The sequence below is a fragment of the Mitsuaria chitosanitabida ATCC BAA-476 = NBRC 102408 genome (assembly GCF_001598255.1).
Lineage (GTDB): Bacteria > Pseudomonadota > Gammaproteobacteria > Burkholderiales > Burkholderiaceae_C > Roseateles > Roseateles chitosanitabidus.
In genome coordinates this window covers 117,716-138,377 of record NZ_BCYP01000016.1, presented here as the reverse complement: position 1 = coordinate 138,377, position 20,662 = coordinate 117,716, and the positions used below count along the sequence as shown (strand labels likewise).

Sequence of the window (20,662 nt, the reverse complement as noted above, 5' to 3'; positions counted from 1 at the left end):
TGGCCTGGTCGAGAGGCTGATGAACCCGATCAGGTGTCGAACGATCGCCAGAGGTCTGTTCGAAGGAACCATCGAGGCAGCGTGGCCGTTTCCACTTCCATGCGTTCGCTGTCGATGACCTGAACCAGCAACCTGTGCTTCGCACCGGAGTTGTCAAACACATAGGTGCGATGCGACGCGTCAGCGGCTTCGGTCAGCAGCGCGATCGAGCGCGCGTAGCGCTCCCGGATCTTGTTGGCCGGGACAGGATGTCCGCCCAACTTCACACGGCGTTGGACTCGGTCGACGTTGATGCCGGGATCGTTGGTGGCGACGAAGTAGAGGTACACGCGATATCCCCGTGCCCGCGCTTCCCGCATGAAATCGATCTTGTCGCGTGACGACATGACGGTCTCAAAGGTGAAGGTTTGCCCTTCGTCGAGCAGCTCGCGCCGAATCGCATCCGCGAGCACGGAAGCCAGGTACGAGTTGTAGGGAGGCGGGACACGTAGTCGCAGCGAGGCGTCAATGCTGAGCCGTCCGAGCAGCGCGTGAAGGCCCAACTTGTCGGCGAAGGCTGAGCCGCGGATGTGTGCCTCGAGACTCTGAAGCACGTTGGCCGGCGGCCGGGCGATGCCCAAGGTCGTCAGGTCAAGGACGCCGTCGAATTCCTTGAGCGTGCGTTCGATCTCGTCGGCGTTGATGAACACCCCGATCCATTGGGGCTTCAATTCGCGCTTGATGGTGCTCTTGCCGGAACCGTTGGGACCAGCCAGAACGCGCAGCCGGGGCTGCGAGATCTTCCTGGATTCAGGCAGCTTGTTTGACACGCTTCAGGACAAGGCCGACCTTGACGCGCTTGCCTGGCGGCAGATTCTTGATGACCGTCGTGGTGCCATCGGCCATTCGCTTGACGAGCTGGCCCTTGCTGGTCGCGACGACCACGGCACCTGTCTTGGCCAGTGCTTCCTTGTAGGCCTCGTGGCCTGCCTTGGCAGCCAGCTCCGGGAAGCGACGCTCGGCGGCGCGCATCGCGGATTCGGTGAGGTCTTCGGGGCGGCGGGACATGGCGTCGACTTTCAGTAATGCGTAGGTCGGAGTCTAGCCCTTAGACCGCCACCGGCGCCTTGATCGCCGCGTGATGCTGGTAATCCACCAGCTCGAAGTCCTCGTACTCGTAGTCGAAGATCGACGCGGGCTTGCGCTTGATGCGCATGGTCGGATACGGGAAGGGCTCGCGCGACAGCTGCGTCTGGACCTGCTCGAAGTGATTCGAGTAGATGTGGCAGTCGCCCCCCGTCCAGATGAAGTCGCCGACTTCCAGGTCGCATTGCTGCGCCAGCATCTGCGTCAGCAGCGCGTAGCTCGCGATGTTGAAGGGCACGCCCAGGAAGATGTCCGCGCTGCGCTGGTACAGCTGGCAGGACAGCTTCCCGTCCGCCACGTAGAACTGGAAGAACGCGTGACAGGGCATCAGCGCCATCTGATCCAGCTCCGCCACGTTCCACGCCGACACGATGATCCGGCGCGAATCGGGATTGGTCTTGAGCTGCTTGACCACCTCAGCGATCTGGTCGACGTGACCGCCGCCGGCCTTGGGCCAGCTGCGCCATTGCACGCCGTACACGGGACCCAGGTCACCGTCCTCGCGCGCCCATTCGTCCCAGATCGTGCAGCCGCGTTCCTGCAGCCACTTGACGTTGGAGTCCCCGCGCAGGAACCACAGCAGCTCCAGGATGATGGACTTCAGGTGCACCTTCTTGGTCGTCACCAGCGGGAAGCCCTCGCTCAGGTCGAAGCGCATCTGGTGCCCGAAGACGCTGCGCGTCCCCGTCCCGGTCCGGTCGCCCTTGGCCACGCCGTGCTCGAACACATGACGCATGAAGTCCTCGTACTGGCTTCGCACGGGGCGAGCGGTCGAGGCTTCGTCGGTGACAGGGGCGGCGGCGGGGACGTTCGGGGCGGTCATGGGGCGCGATTCTAGGCGGTCGATGACGACCACCATTACGCCTGTAATGCGATCCGCCCCGCGCCGTAACAGGTCGTCAATCACGGGATCTGAACATCCGCCCGACGCCGCCACCACACCATCACCACGGCGTTCGAGGGGTTCCCATGCATTCCATCCAGTCCTTCTACAAGTCGCTCGGCATCGGCACGCGGCTGACCAGTGTCTTCCTGCTCCTGATCGCGCTCTCCGCGGTCACCACCGGGGTGGCCGTGACCCGGCTCGCTGCGGTCAGCGCCTCCCTGCGGCAGATCGAGCAACAGCGCCTGCCGCTGGTCCGCCAACTGGTGGACTTGACCGACCAGGTCAACGCCGTCGCTCGCAGTCTGCGAAACGCCCTGATCTACGAGGACGAGACCCGCGTTGCCGCCGCTCTCGCCGACGGCGAGCGCCAGACCCGCGAGATCGCCACCGGCATCGAGACCCTCAAGCGCCATCCCGCTTTGCGTGACGCGGTCCTCGACCCCGCCCGCCTGTCGCGCTCCTTCGCCGCCTACCTGCCGCTGCAGCAGCGCTTCATCGCCCTGGTCAAGGACCATCAGCGCGAGGCCGCCGCTGCCTTGCTGGTCGGCGACCTGCGCGCGGCGCAGCTGCGCACCATGGCGGATCTGGACGCCCTCAAGGACCGCCAGACCGCGCTGGTCGGCGCCGCCGCCGAGGCCGGCGAGACCAGTTATGCCCAAGCCCGCCAACTGCTGATCGGCATCTTCGGCGCGATGACCGTCGGCGCGCTGATCCTGGCGCGGCTGATCACCCGATCCATCGTCCAGCCGCTGCATCAGGCCGTGGCCATCGCGGAGACCGTCGCGCGCGGCGATCTCTCCACGCCCATCGCCGTCGACGCCGACGGCGCCGAGACCGGCCGCCTGCTGGGCGCGCTCAAGGCGATGAACGAGGGTCTGAGCGCCGTCGTCTCCACCGTGCGCGAGAACTCCCAGGCCATCGCCACGCAGTCGACACAGATCGCCGCCGGCAACGCCGATCTGAGCCACCGCACCGAGCGCCAGGCGGTCAGCCTGGAGCAGACCGCCGCGACCATGGAGCAGCTCACGGCCACCGTGCGCCAGAACGCCGAGGTCGCGGAGCGCGCGACCCGTCTGGCCGACGCCGCGACCGCGGCCGCCGGCCAGGGCGGCGAGCGCATGGATGAAGCCATCGCGGTGATGGACCGCATCTCGGCGCGCTCACGCCGCATCGCGGAGATCGTCGGCGTCATCGACGGCATCGCCTTCCAGACCCATCTGCTCGCGCTGAACGCCGCCGTCGAAGCGGCCCGCGCCGGCGACGAGGGTCGCGGTTTCGCGGTCGTGGCCGGCGAGGTGCGCGGCCTGGCCGCCCGCAGCGCCGATTCCGCCCGCGAGATCCGGCAGCTCATCGACGAGGGGGGCGCGGCGGTGGAGTCTGGCGGCGTCGTCATCGCCGAGGCCGGCAGAACCATGCGCCACGTCGTGGTCCAGGTCCGGCAGGTCAGCGATCTGATCGCCGAGATCGCCCATGCCAGCGCGGAGCAGTCCGTCGGCATCAGCCAGGTCGGACAGGCTGTCGCGCAGCTGGACGACGTGACGCAGCAGAACGCCTCGCTGGTGGAGCAGGGCGCCAGCGCCGTCGACGACCTGCGCGGACGCGCCGACGCGCTGCATCGCGCCGTGTCGGTCTTCCGCACCGCCCACGCCTGAACCGACCGCCGGGAGCCCGCCATGAATCACGCCGTCGGCCGCGCGTATCGCTGGAGCGTCTTCGGTCTTCTCACCGCGCTGGTGGCGCTCAGCATCGGCATGTCCGTCGCGATGGACTGGATCACCGCCTCCATCCGTCGCGACGCCGCCCCGCTGCTGCGCGAGAAGGTGCCGCTGCTGCACCACCTGGGCGACTTCGAGTCGGCCCTGCTCCAGCATCAGCTGGCGATGAACAAGTACTTCGCCGCGTCGATCACCCACGACCGCTTCCTGATGCTGGAACGCGAGACCCGTCGCGAGATGGATGCCGCGCTCAGCCTGCTCCAGGAGCAGCCCGCGCATGCCGAGGCCATCGCCCGCATGCGGGTCGGACTGGACGCGATCCTCGCGCTGACGCCGCGTTTCAACGCCGTCGCGGACAGCCCGCGCGCCGAGCGCACGGAGGCGGTGCTCTTCGACCTCAATCGGCTGACGAATCAGGTCCGCGTCGACATCGACACCTTGCAAGCCGTCATCGAGGACGCCGTCTATCAGGCCAGCGAGCGCACCACGCATCGCCTGGATCAGATCGGCACGCTGATCCACGTCTTCAACCTGATCACGGCGCTGACGGCGCTGTTCATGATCCATCACGTGTGGGCGCGGTTGCGCTCGGAGGATGTGCTGGCCCATCAGGCGGAGCACGACCCACTGACCGGGCTGCCGCATCGCCGCAGTCTGGAGCGGCGGCTGGTCGCGCGGCAGGACGAGGCGCTGACACTGGTGGTGGGCAAGCTGGACCGTTTCGAGCGCGTGGTGGCCAGCCTCGGGCATCGGCATGCGGATCAGCTGATGCTGGATGTCGGCCGGCGGCTGGATGGCGCGGCCGCGTCGGGCGGCGGCGCCTTGCACCGACTGGACGGGGCGGCCTTCGCGGTGCTCTATGAGGGCGAGGGACCGCATGCAGGTGCCGTGGCGCGGCTGCGTGAAGAGCTGTCGCGGCCGTTCCGGCTCGGACGGCACGAGGTCTTCCTGACGATGAGCCTGGGCGCGGTCGACAGCCGCGAGGATGGCGGCCATCCCGAGACCCTGCTGCGCAAGGCCGATGCCGCGCTGCAATCGGCGGAGCGGGCGGGCGGGGATCAGTTGGTGCCGTACTCGGCGCATCTGCAGACGCAGACGCTGGAGCGCCTGGATCTGGAGGCCGATCTGCAGCATGCGATCGAGCGCGAAGAGCTGACGCTGCATTACCAGCCGCAGCAGGATCTGGCGAGCGGCGAGCTTCGGGGCTTCGAGGCGCTGCTGCGGTGGCAGCACGAGGGGCGCCTGGTGTCGCCGGCGGAGTTCATTCCGCTGGCGGAGGAGTCAGGGCTGATCGTGCCCATCGGGGCCTGGGTGTTCGAGCGGGCTTGCCGTCAGGCGCGCGAGTGGAACGAGGGTCGTGAGGGCGAGCCGGTGGTGGTCGCGGTGAACGTGTCGATGCGCCAGTTCCAGCAGCCGGGCTTCGTGGATCAGATCCGGCAGGGGCTGGCGGAGTCCGGGGTGGATCCGAGGCACATGGAGATCGAGCTCACCGAGAGCACGGCCATGCAGGATCCGGACAAGGTGCTGGCGGTGCTGCATGAGCTCCGCGGGCTGGGACTGGCACTGGCGATCGACGACTTCGGGACGGGGTACTCGAGCCTGGCGTATCTGAAGCGGTTTCCGCTGAACAAGCTCAAGATCGATCAGGCCTTCGTGAAGGGGATGAGCCTGGATCCAAGGATGAACGAGTCGTGCATCGTGCAGGCGGTGGTGAGCCTGGCTCACAACATGCGGTTGACGGTGCTGGCGGAGGGCGTGGAGACGCCGGAGCAGCGGGCTCGGCTGGTGGAAATGGGGTGCGATGAGATTCAGGGGTTCTTCTATGGGAGGCCGCTGACGGCGGAGCAGGCCAGGGAGTTCCTGGCCAGGCAGCAGTTGCCGGCGGGCGTGGCGAGTCCGGCGGCGGCGCCGGCCGGGCAGATCGCGCCGGCGATGGGGTTGGTGTTTGCGTCGATGGCGGCTTGAGGGATGGGCGGAGGGGGGCTCGCTGTGTGGCCCGGCCCTCACCCCAACCCCTCTCCCGCGCAGCGGGAGAGGGGCTCCCACGGCGCTCGGCTTGCATTGCCCCTCTCCCATAAAGTGGGAGAGGGGTTGGGGTGAGGGCCCATGCAGACAGCGAGCCGCCCCTCGCCCGCTTGCGGGAGAGGGGTTGGGGTGAGGGCCGTCGCAGGCAGCGAGACCCTTCACCCCACCGACCATTCAACCCCGCCCGCGTCCCCCCGCCATCCTCATCACCCCGACCAGCAGCAAGCCCGCCGCAACGACGCCACCCACCGCCGCAATCGCCGCCCGAAGCGACGCCCCCCTCGCCGCATCCGCCATATTCATCAACGCCCGCGCCCTCAGCCCCCGCCGCGCCACGAGCGCGCCATCCAACGCCTGATCCGCGCCGCTCTCATGCAGCCGCGACGCCAACAGCGGCGCCCCATCCCGCAACAGCTCGTTCTCTTCCGCCACCAGCGCCCAGGCCCGACGATCCGCCGACACCATCGTCGCCACCGCCTCGAAATCCGGCGTGCCTCGCGCGCCGACCAGCATGTCCGCGCGCGTCTGCTCCGCCTGGTACCCCAGCGCGGTCACGCGATGGAACGCCCCCCGCGGCCCGGCCTCCGCCTCCAGCCGACGCGCCACCCGCGCCCGCATCAGCTGCTCGCCGGCTTCGTCCATCAGACTGTCGAGCCGCTCAAGCCGATGCACCGCCAGCAAGTCCTCATCGATGACTCGATCAACGTCGCCGCCCCCATCCCCGAAGCTCGCAATGCCGATCCCAAGCACGAACCCGGCCGCCAACAGCCCGAGCCCCGGCGCGCGCAACGAAAAGATGTCGAAAGCGATCGCAGTCATGGTGTGAGGTCCTGGTCGTTGGAGTCGCGTTCCGGCGCGACGGCCGCAAGCTGCGCCCCCGCCCGGCCCAGAGCCGTGCTGATCGCATCCGCCACGCCGCGCAGGCGCGCGACAGTCTCGGGCGTCAGGACGTCGGCCGATTGCGTGAACACCGCCAGGCAGCCGGACCAGACCGGGCCGCGCCACAACGGCAGCAACAGCGCCCGCGCGCAAGCGGGGCAGCCCGCCCACGCAAAGGTCGTACCCAGGTCGGCGAGGTGCTCGCCGAGCATCACCGCCTCCCCGCTGCGCAGCGCGTCAATGAGGTGCCATCGACCCGGCAGCAGCAGCGGGTCGCCCGGCCACGGCGGCGCGGCGACGGCGGGACCCGCCGCGAGTTGCCGGATGACCAGATCGGGACTTCGCTCATCCGACACGACGGCGCGCGCGATGCAGACCAGGTCCCCGATGTCCGCCCGCACCAGCGCATTGGCGACGCCTTCGAGCGCCGCGTCGCCGGTCCCCAGGCGCAGGCAGTCGCGCCACGCGGCGTCATCCAGCGCCGGTCGCGGCATGGCCAGTCGCTCGGTCTGGCGTCGCAGCCGCGCCGAGACCCACAGCAGGCTGAGCGCCAACACCCAGCCCGCCGTGAGCGCGCCGTCGATCAGCATTCGATCCGCCTCCTCGTGATCCTCGGCCCACAGGCGATGCCGTTGCTCGGCTTCCGCGGGCGCGGCGGCCAAGGTGGACAGCGCCCGCTCCAGGTCGACCGAGGCCGGCGCCAGCTGCGTCGCGGCCACGCGCCGGGCGCCGTCCAGGTCGTCGATGCGCAGGCTGTTGGAGAGCCGCTCCAGCACCATCGACAACGAGTGCAACTGCGCCGCGGTGGAGGCGCTGGCGGCGGCCATCGCGGGGGACATCGGCGCCACGGGGATTGCGGGCGAGGAGGGCGACGGGCGAGGCGTGGCGGCCGGCAGGCTCAACTGCCGGAACGCGGCGCGGGCGCGCTCGGCGCTCGCCTGCAGCGCGTTGGCGGCTTGAGGGCCGGTGAGCTTGCCCTCGACGCGCTCGTCGATGATGCGCAGCGGCGCGGTGAGCAGGCCGTCGCTGATGCTCAGCAGCAGCGTCGCGCGGCGTGAGGCGGGCAGGGGTTCCGCTCCGGGTGGGTCACGGTCGACGCGGAAGGCGACAAGCGTGGTCAGGGTCAGGATGGCCAGCAGGCCGATCGCGGCGCGATGCGCCCAGCGCGGACTGGCCGGCGCGAATGGGAAAGCCGTCTCGGACTCGGGCGGCGGTTCGAGCGGCGGAGGCATGGCGGGCAGGGCGGACAGGACGGGCATGGCGTGACGCGCTGAGGAGCGCTCCGGCAGCGGACCAAGGGGCGGGAGACGGCGTCAGCATCCCGTGACGGCGCCGTCGTGACCATCGGGGGGCGCGGATTTGCGGCTCGGCAGGGGCTGGTCAGGTCTGGGCGGCGGCCGGCTCGGGGGCAGTCTGCGTCGGCCTCGTGGCTGGGGGGACTGCCGCGCACCCACCCTCTCCCCAGCCCTCTCCCGCCCCGCGGGAGAGGGGGACGAGAGCGTCCTACCCGCGTTCGCGCGCTGCGCAAGAGGAGCGCTACACGCTGGGGCAGGTGTCGCGCAGTCCGCGCTCGAGGGCGTAGCAGACCAGGTCCGCCACCGAGTGGAATCCCATCTTGAACATCAGATTCGCCTTGTGGCTGCTGACCGTCTTGTGACTGATGCCAAGCCGCGTCGCGATCGCGCCGACCGACTCGCCGGTCGCCAGCAGCTCCAGCACCTCCTGCTCGCGCGCGCTCAGCGCTTCGTGCGTGGCCTTGGGCGACAGCGCCTGCAGCGCCAGCGCCTCGGCCACCAGGTGACTGATGACGCGCTCGCCCGAGGCGACCCGCACCAGCGAGGCGGTCAGCTCCTCGGCCCCCATGTCCTTGGTCAGATAGCCGTCCGCCCCGGCGTTCAGTGCGCGCTGCGCCATCGCGAGCCGGTGATTCAGCGTCAGCACGGCGATGCGCACGCCCGGGTGATAGGCCCGGATGCGCGTGATCAGGTTGACGTCCGACAGCCCCGGCATCGCCATGTCGACCACGACCAGGTCCACGCCCGTCGTGCGCAGCAGCGCCAGCGCCGCGTTGCCGTCGGCCGCGTCGGCCACGACGCTCAGCGTCGGATGGTGCTCGAGCAGCCGCCGCAAGCCCTCGCGCACCAGCACGTGGTCGTCGACGATGAGCAGCCGCGTCATTGCGCCGACTCCCGCGGCATCAGCGGCAGGGCGATGCGGATGCGCGTGCCGCGATCGATCTCCGATTCCAGCGTCAGGCTGGCGCGCAGCAGCTCGGCGCGCTCGCGCATGCCGACGAGCCCGTAGGCGTCCACGCGGCGCGAGCCCAGCGGATCGAAGCCGCAGCCGTCATCGGCGATCGTGATCGCCAGCAATCGCGGCGAGGCGTTGACGCTGACCTGGATGTGCCGCGCCTGCGCATGTCGGATCGCATTCATCACCGCCTCCTGCACCAGCCGCAGCAGCTCCTGCGCGCGGTCGTCGTCCAGCGAGACCGCCTCGACATTCAGATGCAGCACCGGCTTGGGCGCGGGTGGGATCACCGCGGCGCAGTGCCGGCCCATGCGCTCGATCATCGCGTGCAGCGCATGCGGCAGACGGCCGCCGACGGCCTCGGCCCGCAGGCCGTTGAGCACGTCCCGCAGCACCGCCTGCGCGCCTTCGACCTCGCCGCGCAGCCGCTTGAGCGCGTTGCTGAGCGCCGTGCCCTGCACGTGACGGTCCTGCAAGGTGTGCAGCTCCCAGTGCAGCACCGTCAGGCGCTGGCCCAGGTCGTCATGCAGTTCGCGGGCCAGGCTCGCCGGGGAGGGCGGGGCCAGCGGCGTCGGGGTGTGCAGCGTCGTGTCCATGAATCGCACTGTCCGCGCCCATCGCTACCGCCGAGTTACTCCGCGCCCGCCTTGTATTTCAGATGAAACCGCGGGATCAGCGGTCCACCGCCCTCGTGGACGAGGCGGACGGGGCGGACGAGGGGGGCCATGCAGGCGGATCGTCCGATCCTGCCGCTGCCGCTGCCGCCGCGCTCGGGGTCACGACCGCCGCCACCGCCTGCGCCAGCTCGGTCGCGTTCAGCGGCTTGCGCACCAGCGCCCGCGCGCCGGCCGCGGCGACCTTGGCCTCGAGCTCCTCGCCGCCATAGCCGCTCATCACCAGCACCGGCAGCCCGGGCCGCAGCGCCAGCAGTCGCCGCGTCAGCTCGACGCCGCTCAGCCCCGGCATGGTCTCGTCGGTGAGCACGGCGTCGAAGCGCGCCGGCGCGCGCTCGAAGGCCTCCAGCGCCGCGGCGCTGTCGGTGAAGCCCACCGGCTCGTAGCCCAGCTCGGCCAGCAGCTCCTCGGCGAACTCCACCAGCGGCGCCTCGTCGTCCACGAGGAGCAAGGTCTGACCCTCGCCGCGCGGCGGGGCCTCGGCCTCGCGGTCGCGGGACTGGCGCGGCGCTTCGCCCGCCACCGGGAACCAGAGCGCGAAGCTGCTGCCCCGGCCGGGCTCGGTACGCACATCGATGACGCCGCCCATGTCGCTGACGATGCTGTGCACCACCGACAGGCCCAGCCCCGTCCCTTCGCCGACCGCCTTCGTGCTGAAGAAGGGATCGAACATGCGGGCATAGACCACCTCGGGCATGCCGGTGCCGGTGTCGGTGACGCGCAGCTCCACGTAGCGGCCAGGCGCCAGCGCGCCGTGGCTCAGCAGCACGCGGCGCTCGACCAGGCGGGCGTCGACCTCGATGGCGAGCCGGCCGCCCTCGGGCATCGCGCCGACCGCGTTGCTGCACAGGTTGCTCACCAGCTGCTGCATCTGCAGCACGTCGCCCAGGATGCCCGCCGAACCGGCGCGCGCGGCGAGCGCCAGCGTCACCGCCGCCGGCAGCGTCGGCGCGACGAGCTGCAGCGCCTCCTCCACGGCCTGATCGACATTGAGCAGGCTGCGGTCGTGCACGCCGCTGCGGCTGAAGTCCAGGATGCGCCGCACCAGCAGCTTGGCGCGGGCGCCGGCCTGCATGATCCGGTCGAGGTGCCGGTTCAGATCGGCGTCGGGGCCGGCGCGGCGCTGGGCCATCTCGCCGTGGCCGAGGATGGCGCCGAGGATGTTGTTGAAGTCGTGCGCGATGCCACCGGCCAGCGTGCCCAGCGACTCCATGTGCTGCGCCTGGCGCAGCTGCGCTTCCAATTGCTCGCGCGCGGCCTGGTCGCGCTCGACGCGGCGCAGCTGGCGCAGCAGCAGGCTGATGGTCAACAGGCCCACCAGCACCAGCACCAGGGTGCGGCCGACCAGCCCCCACATCTCGGCCCGCCAGGGGGCCATCGCGTCCTCGAAATCCTTGGTGACCGACATCACCAGCGGCCGGTCCGACACCGGCAGCGACACGATGTACTTCCTGCGCCCGTCGACCGGGCTGAGCTCGACGCGGGCCTCGGTGGTCTGGGCGGAGGTCAGGTCGTGGAAGACGCGCCCATCCGCGCGTGGATCCGGCGGCTGGCGCACCACGAGGCGGCCATCGTCGAAGGTCAGCAGCAGCGCGCTGGCGGCGCCCAGGTCGATGGCGTCGTAGACCTCGCGCAGCTCGTCCAGCGTGACGATGGCGGTGACCACGCCGGCGAAGTGGCCCGCCGGCGTCTCCAGCCGGCGCGACACGACCAGGGCAGGCCGGCCTTCGGAGCGCGTCACGATGGGCGGGTTGATGAACATGCCGGCGGTGCACGAGTCGCGCTGCGCCTGGAAGTAGGGCCGGTCCGACACGTCGGCCAGCGGCTCGCCGGTCGGGCGGGAGCGGAAGCGCTGCAGGCCGGCGGCGTCGGTCACCGTCAGCACGCTGACCTGCGGCGTGGCGGAGACGCGGGTGCGCAGCGCCGTCTCGATGTCGGACGGACCGAGCTTGGCGCCGGTGTCGCGGTACCAGATCGAGGTGTCGGTCAGCAACAGGTCCACCGCCTGCAGACTGCGCTCGGCCTCCTCGGACAGGGCGCGGGCCAGGTTGCTCAGCTCCCGCGCGGTCGACTGCGAGACCTGCTGATGCAACCGCCAGGCGTCGTAGGCCGAGGACGCCGCGAACGCGACGATCACGCCGCTGCCCACGCCCGCGATCCAGCGGCGCAGCGCCCGGGTCTCGCTCAAGGGCCGGCTGAGCTTCATGAGCGGCGCGGCAACTGGGAGATGGCGGCGAGCAGCTCCTCGCGCACGCAGGGCTTGGGCAGCAGGCCGATCAGGCCGAGCTCGCGGGCGGTGGGGGACGAGGCGGGGAGGGCTTGCGCGACCTGCGTGGACAGGCCCAGCAGGGCAGCGTCGGGATAGGTGGCGCGAACCCGGTCCACCAGCGTGCGCACGCCGTCGCGCAGCATGGGCAGGTCCAGCAGCACCAGATGAACCGCGGCGGCGGCGGTGGGTCGAGCGTCCATCACGTGGTGACCGGCGGCGGCGAGCCACTCGGAGATCAGTTCGCGGATCGCGGGATTGTCGTCAAGAACTACGGCGGTGAGCATCGGCGGGGAAGTCGTTGTCGGCTCTCCCGTCCGGGGGATACCCGGACGCGCCTTCCGGACCGACGATCGCGGGCCGTGTCAGGCCGCGCGTCGCGGGCGGGTCGGAAGGGCGTGGTGTCGGAGAAGGGGCTGACCGTATTGGGGCGTCTCGGTGTTCCGTCATCATTACCGCCGGATTTCCTGGATTACAGCTGTAATGCGGGCCACCCCGGACGCGGCTTTTTAACGCGCGCTTCACGTGATAGCTTTGCGCCGCCTCCAGTCTTCCGCTCCGCCCGTTGCCCGATGAACGCCCAGACGCCTGCCCACATCCTTGCCGTCGACGACGATCCGGCCATCCGCGAGTTGCTCGTCGACTACCTGACCGAGCATGGTCTGCGGGTGACCGCGGTCGAGTCGGGCGCGGAGATGCAGCGGGTGCTGCAGTCGCAGCTGGTGGACCTGGTGCTGCTGGACCTGCGGCTGGGACGCGAGGACGGGATGCAGCTGGCGCGCTCGCTGCGCGAGGCCAGCCAGGTGCCGGTGATCATCGTCACCGGCCGGATGGACGAGGCGGACCGCGTGATGGGGCTGGAGCTCGCGGCCGACGATTACATCAACAAGCCGTTCAGCTCGCGGGAGCTGCTGGCGCGAATTCGCGCGGTGTTGAGGCGTTATCAGTTGATGCGCGAGGCGGCCCCGGCGCGCGAGGCCGAACGACGGGGGTATCGCTTCGACGGGTGGGAACTGAATCTGCGTAGCCGCCGGTTGACGGCGCCGGATGGCGGGCGGGTCGATCTGTCGAACGGGGAGTTCAATCTGCTCCAGGCGCTGTGCTCGGCGCCGCAGCGGGTGTTGTCCAGGGACCAGTTGCTGGACCTGTCGCGCCTGCATGGGGCGGAGGTGTATGACCGGTCGATCGACGTGCAGATCCTGCGGCTGCGGCGGAAGATCGAGCGCAATCCGGCGGAGCCCGCCTACATCTGCACGGAGCGCGGCGCGGGGTATGTGTTCAGCGTGGCGGTGGAGGTGCTGGAGTAGGGGGGCTTGGGGCTCGCTGTGTGCGACGGCCCTCACCCCGACCCCTCTCCCACTTCATGGGAGAGGGGCAGAGGCGAGCGTCAGGCGTTGAACTGCAACTCGGCCAGGCGGGCATAGAGCCCGCCTCGCGCCACCAGCTCGGCATGCGTGCCTTGCTCGACGATGCGACCGTGCTCCATGACGACGATGCGGTCGGCGCGTTGCACGGTCGCCAGACGGTGCGCGATGACCAGCGTCGTGCGGTCCCGCATCGCCTCGTCCAGCGCCTGCTGCACGAGGCGCTCGCTCTCCGCGTCCAGCGCGCTGGTGGCCTCGTCGAGCAGCAGCAGCGGCGCGTCCTGCAGCATCGCCCGCGCGATCGCGATGCGCTGGCGCTGACCACCGGACAGGCGCACGCCGCGCTCGCCCAGGAAGCTGTCGTAGCCCTGGGGCAGCTGCCGGATGAACTCGTCGGCGTGCGCCGCGCGGGCGGCGGCGATGACGTCCTCGCGCGAGGCGTCCGGGCGGCCGTAGCGGATGTTGTCCAGCGCGCTCGCCGAGAAGATCACGCTCTGCTGCGGCACCAGCGCCATGCGGCCGCGCAGCTCGGCCAGGCGGACGCGGTCGACCGGCGTCCCGTCCACCAGCAGCGCGCCCGACTGCACGTCGTAGAAGCGCTGCAGCACCTGCAGCACCGTGCTCTTGCCGGCGCCGCTGGGGCCGACCAGGGCCACGGTCTCGCCGGGGGCGATCTCCAGGCTGAAGTCCTCCAGCGCGGCGCGGTCCGGACGCGACGGGTAATGGAAGCGCACATGCTGGAAGGCGACGCGGGCCGGGCCGGTCGAGGCCGGCATGGCCACCGGCGCGGCGGGATCCGCGACCGGCGACTGCGCGGCGAGCAGCTCCATCAGGCGCTCGGTCGCGCCCGCGGCGCGCAGCAGGTCGCCCCAGACCTCGGCCAGCACCGCCACCGACGACACCAGCAGCACCACGTAGACCACCGTCTGGCCCAGGTGACCGGCGCTGATGCGGCCCGCCATCACGGCCTGCGTGCCTTGATAGAGGCCCCACAGCAGCGCGCCGAAGGTCGCGGTGATGATGAAGGCCACGAGGAAGGAGCGCACCTTGGTCCGCTTGCGCGCGGTGTCGAAGGCGGCCTCGCTGGCGGCGTCGAAGCGCTTGGCCTCGCGGGCCTCCTGCGCATGCGACTGCACGACGGTGATCGCGTTCAGCATCTCCGCCGCGATGGCGCTGGTGTCGGCGACGCGGTCCTGGCTCGCCCGGGACAGGCGCCGCACGCGGCGGCCGAAGAACATCGCCGGCGCCACCACCAGCACCAGGATGCCCATCACCTGCGTCATGACCCAGGGGTTGGTCGCGATCAGCAGCACCACGGCGCCCAGGCCCATGATCAGGTTGCGCAGCCCCATCGACAGGCTGGAGCCCACGATGCTCTGGATCACCGTGGTGTCCGTGGTGATGCGGCTGATGACCTCGCCGGTCTGGGTGGTCTCGAAGAACTCGGGGCTCTGTCGCAGCACATGCGAGTAGACCGCCGTCCGCAGGTCCGCGCTGACGCGCTCGCCCAGCCAGGTCACCGCGTAGAAGCGCGCCGCCGAGAACACGCCCAGCGCCGCGCCGGTCGCGAAAAGCCAGAAGAAGTGGTCCCGCAGCGCCATCAGCCGATCGCCCGGGTCGGACGCCACGATGCCCTGGTCGATCAGCTGCCGCAGCGCGATCGGGAAGACCAGCGTCGCGCCGGCCGCCAGGATCAGGAAGACGATGGCCGCGCCGATCCGCGCCCGGTAGGGCCGAAGGAATGGCCACAGTGCCGGCCACATCGCCCGCAGGGGAGGCGGGCTGGCGCCCTCGCGCACGGCGCTTGCCACGCCGGAACGGGCCGAGCCGTTCCCCGGCAGGGCCGGAGCGGCGGGCGAGGCGGTCGCCCCGGACGGAGGGGGCGGGGTGGTCGGTGTGGCGGACATCGCGGCAGTGTAGGGGGCTGATCCAGGGCGGAAAGATGACGTCAGGCCCGCGCCGATCAAGGTCCGGCGACAGTTCGCACGGGGCGTTCAGCGCCCGTTTCGGGGCCCGGGCACGAGAGTCGGGCCGACGTGGATCGCGTCTTGATGACGCCTTAACGCGGCCTGAATGAATGCCCCCACGCCGGCAAAGCTCATCCTCTGCGGTTGTTGGCAAGGCAATCATTGCCTAAGCAATAATTGTCATCAGCTTTTTCCAGAAGCTCCGCCCCGGAAACCGGAAAACCGCCATGACTGCCCAGCTGCCGCCTCCCGCCGACTTCTACAGCGCCGACAACTTCACCTGCGAGCCCTCGCTGGGCTGGCTGCTGCGCCAGATCAAGCAGTCCATGGTCTGCCAGGCCGACAAGCTGCTGGGCGAGCACGACCTCACCCACGCCCAGTGGGCGCCGATGCTGCGCCTGCGCTTCAACGGCCCCATGTCCAGCGCCGCGCTGGCCCGCGAGCTCGCCATGGACGGCGGCGCGATGACCCGCCTGCTGGACCGCCTCGAGGCCAAGACCCTGGTCCGCCGCGAGCGCTCGTCGGAGGACCGCCGCGTGGTCATGGTCTCGCTCAGCGAGAACGGCGTGGCCGCCATGGCCGCCGCGCCGGGCGTGCTGTCCCAGGTCTACAACGACCACCTGGCCGGTTTCAGCGAGGCCGAGTTCCGCACCCTGGTCGACCTGCTGCAACGGCTCGTCGCCAACGGTCACGCGATCCGCGACGCCGGGCTGACCTCCGAGACCTCGTCGCTGGTCGACCGCGACGGCTGACGCCGCGAGCCATCGCCCGCCTGCCCACCGAATCCCACACCTTCCTTCTTCCCCTCCGTGCACAAGAACAACATTTCCGAGGAACGTCCCATGAGCTCCCGATCCCTTCACCGCACGACGCTCGCCCTGGCGATGGGCGCGGCGCTGTTGATGGTGCTCGCCGCCTGCGCGCCCATCCCGAAGCTGGCCGACCCGGCCGCCCCCATCGACGGCCCCGAGGCCGCCGCGCGCCTGGGCCTGACGGCCGGCGACGGCCAGGCCCTGGATCCGCAATGGTGGAAGGGCTTCGGCGACGCGCAACTGGACGCGCTGGTCGACCAGGCCATCGCCAACTCGCCCAGCCTGGCGCTGGCACGGGCCCGCATCGCCCGCGCCGCGGCTCTGACCGAGAACGCCGAGGCCGCCAAGCGCCCCAACGCCGAGCTTGAGGCCGACGCGACGCGCCAGCGCATCACCGAGCACGGCATCTACCCGCCGCCGCTGGCCGGCAGCGTGCAGACCCTGGCCAACATCCAGGCCGGTCTGAGCTACGAGTTCGATTTCTTCGGCAAGCATGAGGCCGCGCTGCAAGCCGCGCTGGGCCAGCGCCGCGCCGCCGAGGCCGACGCCGCCGCCGCGCGCCTGAGCGTCTCCAACGCCGTGACCAAGGCCTACGTCGCGCTGGCCCGCAGCCAGGCGCAGAGCCGCCTGCTGGAGCAGCAGAAGTCCCTGCGCGACGAGAGCCTGGCCCTGGTGCGCCAGCGCAGTGCCGCCGGCCTGGACAACGGCCAGGACCTGCGCACCGCCGAGGCCCCGCTGCCCGACATCCAGCGCCAGCAGGTCGTGCTGGGCGAGCAGCAGACCCTGCTGCGCCACCAGATCGCCGCGCTGACCGGCCAGGGCCCCAGCGCCACGGCCGGCCTGAACGCCGCGCTGCCGCGCGTGCTCGATTGGCAGCAGGAGCCGCATCTGGACCTGCTGGGCCGTCGACCCGACCTGGCCGCCGCCCGCGCCCGCGTCGAGGCCAGCGCCCAGGACGTGCGCGTCGCCCGCACCCAGTTCTATCCGAGCGTCAGCCTGACGGCCTTCGTCGGTCTGAACTCGATCGGGCTGGATGAGCTGTTCAAGAGCGGCAGCCGCCAGTACGGCGCCGGTCCCGCGCTGCATCTGCCGATCTTCGACAGCGGCCGCCTGCGCGCCAACCTGCGCGGCAGCGCCGCCGAGCAGGACGCCGCCATCGCCAGCTACAACGCCGCCGTGCTCGACGCGGTGCGCGACGCCAGCGACCAGGTCGCGACGCTGCAGTCGCTGCGTCAGCAACAGCAGCAGCAGGACGCGCTGGCCGCGAACGCCGACAGCCAGTTCGCGCTGGCCGATCAGCGCCATCGAGCCGGCCTGACCGGCCGCATCGCGGTGCTCAACGCGCATCAGAGCCAGCTGCTGCAGCAGCGCGCCCAGATCGACCTGCACGCCCAGACCGTGGACGCGCAGGTCAACCTGATGCGCGCGCTGGGCGGCGGCTACGCCGAGCCGGGCCGCGCCGCCGCGCAGTCCGACGCCAAGGCCGACAAGACCTGACCCCGCGAGGCCGGTCCCTCCGACAGGCATCGAACCCACCTCCTCAGGGCCGGCCCGCGACGCGGCCGGCACGACCCCGAATCACGCGACCTTCGCACCCCAACATTTCGCAGAGCCCACCATGAGCGCAACGCCCGAGAACAACACGCAAGCTCCCAAGAACGGCAACCGCAAGCGCGGCCTGACGCTGATCGCCGCGGCGGTGATCATCGCCGGCCTGGCCTACGGCGGTTACGAGTGGATCGTCGGCAGCCGCTACGAGACCACCGACAACGCCTACGTGCAGGCCAACGTCGTGCAGATCACGCCGCTGGTCGGCGGCACGGTGCGCGCGGTCTACGCCGACGACACCGACTTCGTGAAGGCCGGCCAGAAGCTGGTCAGCCTGGACCCGGTCGACGCCCGCGTCGCGCTGGAGCAGGCGCAGGCCCAGCTGGCGCAGACGGTCCGCGAGGTCCGCACCCTGTACGCCAACAACAGCGGCCTGGAAGCGCAAGTGAAGGTCCGCGAGGCCGACCTGCAGCGCAGCCTGACCGAGGCCACCCGTCTGCAGGCCGACGTCGCCCGTCGCCAGCCGCTGGTCGCGACCGGCGCCGTCGGCAAGGAAGAGCTCGAGCATGCGCAGGCCCAGCTGACGGCCGCCCGCGCGCAGTCCGCCGCCGCGCAATCCGCGCTGCAGGCCGCCAAGGACCAGCTGTCGTCCAACCAGGTCCTGACGGACGGCGTGAAGGTCGAGGAGCACCCCAACGTGCTGCGCGCCGCCGCCAACCTGCGCCAGGCCTACCTGGCCCTGCAACGCGCCGAGCTGATCGCTCCGGTCGACGGCTGGGTCGCGCGCCGCTCGGTGCAGCTGGGCCAGCGCGTGGCCGCCGGCGCGCCGCTGATGGCCGTGGTCGGCCTGCAGCAGGTCTGGGTCGACGCCAACTTCAAGGAGAGTCAGCTGGCCAAGCTGCGCATCGGCCAGAAGGCGACGCTGGAAGCCGACGTCTACGGCAAGAAGACCGAGTACCACGGCACCGTCGAGGGCCTGGGCGCGGGCACGGGCGCGGCCTTCGCGCTGCTGCCGGCGCAGAACGCCACCGGCAACTGGATCAAGGTGGTCCAGCGTGTGCCGGTGCGCATCAAGCTCGATCCGAAGGAAGTGCAGGAGCACCCGCTGCGCGTCGGTCTGTCGATGGACGTTCAAGTCGACATCCGCGATCAGGACGGCCAGATGCTGGCCGCCGCGACCGGCGCCAGCGCGCCGCGCCTGCAGACCACGATCTTCGACGCCCAGGAGAAGGCGGCCGATGACCAGGTGAGCAAGATCATCGCGGCCAACCTGGGCAAGGCGGCCGCCAAGACCTCGACGTCCACGCGCGTGCAATGAGCAACACCATCACCTCGGATGCGGCCCCGGCCCCGGCCCCGGCCCCGGCCCCGGCCCCGGCGCCGGCGCCGGTCGCCGCGCCGCCTCAGGCCGGGCCGGCGCCACTGACCGGCACGGCGCTGGTGCTGGGCACCATCTCGCTGTCGCTGGCGACCTTCATGAACGTGCTGGACTCGTCCATCGCGAACGTGTCGCTGCCCGCCATCGCCGGCGATCTGGGCGTCAGCCCGGTGCAGGGCACCTGGGTCATCACCAGCTTCGGCGTCGCCAACGCGATCTCGGTCCCGCTGACGGGCTGGCTCACGCAGCGCTTCGGCGCGGTGCGCCTGTTCACGATGAGCGTGCTGCTGTTCGTGCTGGCGTCCTGGCTCTGCGGCTTCGCCCACTCGCTGGAGATGCTGGTGGCGGCGCGCGTGTTCCAGGGCCTGGTCGCGGGTCCGATGATCCCGCTGTCGCAGACGCTGCTGCTGGCCAGCTATCCCAAGCACAAGGCGGGCACGGCGCTCGCGTTATGGGGGATGACGACGCTGGTCGCGCCGGTGGTCGGGCCGCTGCTCGGCGGCTGGATCACCGACAACGTGACCTGGCCGTGGATCTTCTACATCAACGTGCCGGTGGGCCTGTTCGCGGCCGGTCTGACGTGGAGCATCTATCGCACCCGCGAGACGCCGGTGAAGAAGCTGCCCATCGACGGCATCGGCCTGGCGCTGCTCGTGCTGTGGGTCGGCTCGCTGCAGGTGATGCTGGACAAGGGCAAGGAGCTGGACTGGTTCGCGTCCAACCAGATCATCGCGCTGGCGGTGATCGCGGTGGTCGGCCTGGCCGTGTTCATCGTGTGGGAGCTGACCGACGACCACCCGGTCGTGGACCTGCGGCTCTTCGCGCGGCGCAACTTCCTGTTCGGGGCGGCGGTGCTGTCGATCGCCTACGGGCTGTTCTTCGGCAACGTGGTGCTGCTGCCGCTGTGGCTGCAGCAGCACATGGGCTACACCGCCACGGCGGCGGGCTTCGCCTTGGCGCCGGTCGGCGTGCTGGCGATCCTGCTGTCCCCGGTGGTGGGGAAGAAGGTCTCGGTCTGGGATCCGCGGATGATGGCGAGCTTCGCCTTCGTGATGTTCGCGATCGTGCTGGGGATGCGGGCGATGTTCACCACGGACACCAGCCTGGGGATCATCATGATCCCGACCATCCTGCAGGGCGGGGCGCTGGCCTTCTTCTTCATCCCGCTGACGACGCTGACGCTGTCGGGCATCACGCCGGACCGGATCGCCGCCGCGGCGGGCCTGTCCAACTTCGTCCGGATCACGGCGGGCGCGATGGGGACCTCGATCTCGACGACGCTGTGGGAGAACCGCGCGGCGCTGCACCACCATCACCTGGCGGAGCGGCTGTCGCTGGGCGACCCGGCGGAGACGGCGGCCATCGACACGCTGCAGCGCACCGGCTTCAGCCCCGACCAGGCGCTGGCGTATCTGAATCGGCTGGTGGATCAGCAGGCGTTCACGCGGGCGGCGGACGACATCTTTCTGGCCTCGGCCGCGCTGTTCATCATCCTGATCGCCTTCGTCTGGCTGACGAAGCGGCCGCCGAAGATGGGCGCGCCGGTGGATGCGGGCGGGGCGCACTGAGCGTTCACTCGGGGAGCTGAGGGCTCGCTGACAGGCGACGGCCCTCACCCCAACCCCTCTCCCGCGCAGCGGGAGAGGGGCTCCACACGGCTCGGCGCAATGGGCCAGAGAGCCCCTCTCCCATGAAGTGGGAGAGGGGTTGGGGAGAGGGCCGTTGCACACCAGAGCCTCTTTCCCTCGCCCGCTTGCGGGAGAGGGTGGGGAG

17 protein-coding genes are annotated in these 20,662 nt (G+C 70.6%); 7 read left to right on the top strand and 10 right to left on the bottom strand.

The window, feature by feature from the left end; translation table 11 throughout:
* Positions 1-29 precede the first annotated feature (29 nt).
* From MCHT01_RS09960 to MCHT01_RS09950, 3 genes are read right to left on the bottom strand one after another with little or no spacing between them, the layout of a single operon-like run.
* Positions 30-809: an ATPase gene (locus MCHT01_RS09960; RefSeq protein ID WP_245643214.1), complete on the bottom strand. Its 780-nt coding sequence runs from the start codon at positions 807-809 to the stop codon at positions 30-32.
* On the bottom strand, positions 790-1,047 hold the full coding sequence (locus MCHT01_RS09955; protein WP_245643213.1) for a hypothetical protein: 258 nt from the start codon (positions 1,045-1,047) through the stop codon (positions 790-792). Before MCHT01_RS09955 ends, MCHT01_RS09960 begins: the two co-directional genes overlap by 20 nt.
* A 40-nt stretch (positions 1,048-1,087) precedes the next feature.
* On the bottom strand, positions 1,088-1,948 hold the full coding sequence (locus MCHT01_RS09950) for a thymidylate synthase (protein ID WP_067065090.1): 861 nt from the start codon (positions 1,946-1,948) through the stop codon (positions 1,088-1,090).
* 146 nt (positions 1,949-2,094) lie between these two features.
* On the opposite strand from MCHT01_RS09950, the gene MCHT01_RS09945 reads away from it, so the two are divergent.
* Both MCHT01_RS09945 and MCHT01_RS09940 read left to right on the top strand, forming a co-directional pair.
* Positions 2,095-3,663 (top strand): methyl-accepting chemotaxis protein, encoded by a 1,569-nt coding sequence (locus MCHT01_RS09945; protein ID WP_067065089.1) that lies wholly within the window; start codon positions 2,095-2,097, stop codon positions 3,661-3,663.
* Positions 3,664-3,684: 21 nt separating this feature from the next.
* Positions 3,685-5,691 (top strand): putative bifunctional diguanylate cyclase/phosphodiesterase, encoded by a 2,007-nt coding sequence (locus MCHT01_RS09940; protein WP_067065087.1) that lies wholly within the window; start codon positions 3,685-3,687, stop codon positions 5,689-5,691.
* Between the two features lie 234 nt (positions 5,692-5,925).
* On the opposite strand, the gene MCHT01_RS09935 is transcribed toward MCHT01_RS09940, so the two are convergent.
* From MCHT01_RS09935 to MCHT01_RS09910, 6 genes are all read right to left on the bottom strand, one after another.
* Positions 5,926-6,570: a hypothetical protein gene (locus tag MCHT01_RS09935; protein ID WP_067065086.1), complete on the bottom strand. Its 645-nt coding sequence runs from the start codon at positions 6,568-6,570 to the stop codon at positions 5,926-5,928.
* Positions 6,567-7,862, bottom strand: coding sequence for a hypothetical protein (locus tag MCHT01_RS09930; protein WP_218017888.1), 1,296 nt, complete (start codon positions 7,860-7,862; stop codon positions 6,567-6,569). The genes MCHT01_RS09935 and MCHT01_RS09930 overlap by 4 nt, the downstream gene beginning before the upstream one ends.
* A gap of 304 nt (positions 7,863-8,166) precedes the next feature.
* Positions 8,167-8,808, bottom strand: a complete 642-nt coding sequence (locus tag MCHT01_RS09925; protein WP_067065083.1) for a response regulator — start codon at positions 8,806-8,808, stop codon at positions 8,167-8,169.
* Entirely contained in the window at positions 8,805-9,476 is a 672-nt protein-coding gene (locus MCHT01_RS09920; protein ID WP_067065081.1) for a sensor histidine kinase, read from the bottom strand. Before MCHT01_RS09920 ends, MCHT01_RS09925 begins: the two co-directional genes overlap by 4 nt.
* Before the next feature lie 76 nt (positions 9,477-9,552).
* Positions 9,553-11,760, bottom strand: coding sequence for an ATP-binding protein (locus tag MCHT01_RS09915; protein ID WP_067065080.1), 2,208 nt, complete (start codon positions 11,758-11,760; stop codon positions 9,553-9,555).
* Complete coding sequence (locus MCHT01_RS09910; protein WP_067065078.1) at positions 11,757-12,107, bottom strand: DNA-binding transcriptional response regulator; 351 nt, start codon at positions 12,105-12,107, stop codon at positions 11,757-11,759. The genes MCHT01_RS09915 and MCHT01_RS09910 overlap by 4 nt, the downstream gene beginning before the upstream one ends.
* Before the next feature lie 285 nt (positions 12,108-12,392).
* Between MCHT01_RS09910 and MCHT01_RS09905 the strand changes: the two genes are divergently transcribed.
* Positions 12,393-13,127 (top strand): response regulator, encoded by a 735-nt coding sequence (locus tag MCHT01_RS09905; RefSeq protein WP_067065076.1) that lies wholly within the window; start codon positions 12,393-12,395, stop codon positions 13,125-13,127.
* 80 nt (positions 13,128-13,207) lie between these two features.
* Here the strand turns inward: MCHT01_RS09905 and MCHT01_RS09900 are convergent, their stop codons facing one another.
* The gene (locus MCHT01_RS09900; RefSeq protein ID WP_084452316.1) at positions 13,208-15,091 is read right to left on the bottom strand and encodes an ABC transporter transmembrane domain-containing protein; all 1,884 of its coding nucleotides are present in this window, start codon (positions 15,089-15,091) and stop codon (positions 13,208-13,210) included.
* Positions 15,092-15,378: 287 nt separating this feature from the next.
* Here MCHT01_RS09900 and MCHT01_RS09895 point away from each other — a divergent pair, with 287 nt between their 5' ends.
* The 4 genes from MCHT01_RS09895 to MCHT01_RS09880 all read left to right on the top strand — a co-directional run bounded on the left by MCHT01_RS09895 (position 15,379) and on the right by MCHT01_RS09880 (position 20,457).
* On the top strand, positions 15,379-15,903 hold the full coding sequence (locus MCHT01_RS09895) for a MarR family winged helix-turn-helix transcriptional regulator (protein ID WP_067065073.1): 525 nt from the start codon (positions 15,379-15,381) through the stop codon (positions 15,901-15,903).
* A gap of 90 nt (positions 15,904-15,993) precedes the next feature.
* Positions 15,994-17,460 (top strand): efflux transporter outer membrane subunit, encoded by a 1,467-nt coding sequence (locus MCHT01_RS09890; RefSeq protein WP_067065071.1) that lies wholly within the window; start codon positions 15,994-15,996, stop codon positions 17,458-17,460.
* A gap of 121 nt (positions 17,461-17,581) precedes the next feature.
* Complete coding sequence (locus MCHT01_RS09885) at positions 17,582-18,829, top strand: HlyD family secretion protein (protein ID WP_067065070.1); 1,248 nt, start codon at positions 17,582-17,584, stop codon at positions 18,827-18,829.
* The gene (locus MCHT01_RS09880; RefSeq protein ID WP_067065068.1) at positions 18,826-20,457 is read left to right on the top strand and encodes a DHA2 family efflux MFS transporter permease subunit; all 1,632 of its coding nucleotides are present in this window, start codon (positions 18,826-18,828) and stop codon (positions 20,455-20,457) included. The genes MCHT01_RS09885 and MCHT01_RS09880 overlap by 4 nt, the downstream gene beginning before the upstream one ends.
* The last annotated feature ends 205 nt before the right edge of the window (positions 20,458-20,662 follow it).